The sequence below is a fragment of the Methanosarcina sp. A14 genome, assembly GCF_001729375.1.
Classification (GTDB): domain Archaea; phylum Halobacteriota; class Methanosarcinia; order Methanosarcinales; family Methanosarcinaceae; genus Methanosarcina; species Methanosarcina barkeri.
Window position 1 is genome coordinate 1 of the sequence record NZ_LZPK01000323.1, and the last position, 2,292, is coordinate 2,292.

Annotated in this window: 2 protein-coding genes; both read right to left on the reverse strand. The window is 33.1% G+C overall.

Annotation, left to right across the window (positions count from 1 at the left end):
• Positions 1–841 (reverse strand): DUF1646 family protein (locus tag A9239_RS14020; RefSeq protein WP_069575351.1); only part of this gene is annotated, 841 nt, incomplete at its 3' end.
• Positions 842–2,083: 1,242 nt separating this feature from the next.
• Positions 2,084–2,292 (reverse strand): DUF1646 family protein (locus A9239_RS14025; RefSeq protein ID WP_141706474.1); only part of this gene is annotated, 209 nt, incomplete at its 5' end.

The following is a 2,292-nucleotide window of genomic DNA, read 5'->3' on the forward strand; positions in this document are numbered from 1 at the left end:
GTACCATGGAAGGTATTTTTATGAAGTACTCAACTATGATAGGCTTGAAACCATCTCCGAGAAATGTCAGAGCCATAATAAATAGATAGACTTTAACAGCTCTCATTATGACATCTTTCAAAGTCTCGCTATAATCTTCAGCTTTTGTCTGGACATTCATATCAACTTTTCCAAGGAAAAACATTCCAATAATACCTAAAACAAAGATGCCTGAAATGATATATTTACTCAGCATGTTAAATAAGAAATAGAAATCAGCATGGTAAGGCGCACCGGAAAGTTTTGAGATAGCGATCGTCGAAAGAGGTTCACCAAGGGGAGTAAGAGCAGCGCCAAGACCGATTGAGAAACATGCAATAACTGTCAGGTCGATCTTGGATTTTCGTGAGATAGGCAGTGCATTAACCACCTCAACAAGAATGATCGCAGCAAGAATGGCTGACATTACACTGGAAAATAGACCAAGCACAACAATAAGAACAAAAGCCATAACTTTAAGAGAAAGCGCTGCGGCTACTTTCCGGATTGCGTTTTGAATCGGCTCATGCCATTTATAGATAATCAAACCGACAACAAGCACTATCTGGAATATACCTATTGGAATACCGCCAATATTTAAAGCATTAAGCGGCGAAGTCAATGCTTCTTCAATTATTTCCATTCTCCAGCCTGTTTCTGTACCTGGAATTGTGACAAAACCCGAGATGGTCATTGCCCCTATTCCACAGATAAAAAGGAATACCTCCAGATTTTCCTCGATAACTCTTATTTTAAAAGGGCCGAACAATACGGCAATAAATATTACAAGAAACCCAGCTAAAATTCCTGGTTCAAGAGCCATTACTTTATTCCTCCTTTAATATTGTTTAACCACAAAGTCTGAATAACCTACTAATTTAGACCACAAAGTCTGAATAACCTGCTGTTAAACAGCGTTAGAGCCTAGAATGTTTTAGTCTTATAAAGACTTGCTCTATTTATTCTTTGGTAATATATTAGTCTTTAATATTCAATTTAATTTTTATATTTTTTACAAATAAAGTTTATTTACTTTTTAAAATGTACTTTACCAATAATGAATTTTTATTATATACAGAACTCCCTTTCGGTCCAAAATTCGGAGAAATCATATAGCTTCGAACTGTTTCATCTGTCAAGTAAACATATTAAACTGTTTTATATATAAAAGTAGACATTAAGTACAAAAATTTTAGTTCAAATTGAACCATAACCCATGATTTTCAATAATAACACAGATGTAGAATTTATTTACCTATTTGTCCCATAATATTTCTTAAGGATATAAAATGAATATTTAAACTGCTGCCAAGTTGAGAAAATATATGGTATTTTTGTGCATATATATGGAAAGATAGGAGAAAATGCAAAACAATGTATATTTTTTAACATATTCTTAGAATTAAAGATTCTGGTCATTTTTTCACGCTTTGCAACAGATTTCAAGTTCACACCCTTAGAGCTATTTCAGATTTCTGACTAGGAGCAAAAGCTTGTTCTTTGTTTTTTGTAATTAGGCAGCTTTTAGCTGGATAGTGAATTGCGTAGGTTTCTTAGAAAGAAGAATAAGTCCTATTATTTAAGAGAAAAAAGCGATTAAAGACTGAATACTTATTCCAAGAAAAATATAAAGAACTCAAGTTGAACACTGTAATAAAACTAAAAACAAAAAATTAGAAATCAGATATTTATGCCTGATCACGAGAATAGAAAAGTTGTAATTAAAACAGCACTGGAGAGCCGAATATAATAGTATATTCTTCAAATTCAAGGAGAGATTTCAATTAAAAATATGAGAACTCTGACAGATTTAAGAAGTTAAATCGATTCTTTTATGTGTTTTTCAATTACGTTTAATACCAACTACATAAGGGGACACCAAATTCTCAAATATCCAGAAAATCCTTGAAATTCGTTCCCATAGAATTTGAAGAGAAAGCTGTAAGATATAGTTTATACTTTTTTAAAAGTTGAATTCAGTTTCAAAACCCAATTGTTTAACACATACTTTCTTCACTGGATCCTGAAACTGAATTATAGTTATACTCATGAGCAATTTTTGAACTTAAACTCCAAGCACAAAGATGACGACAAAAAAGATAGCCATCGTGACAAGTCCCATTGGAATTCCAAGTCTTGCCCATTCTTTACTGGTTATACCAAGTTTACCTGCAGAGATGATGTTCGGGATATTTCCTGGAATCAGCATTCCACCTGCAACTAAAAGTCCCATAAGGATGCATTTAATCTGAATTTCACTCATAGCAGGTCCGA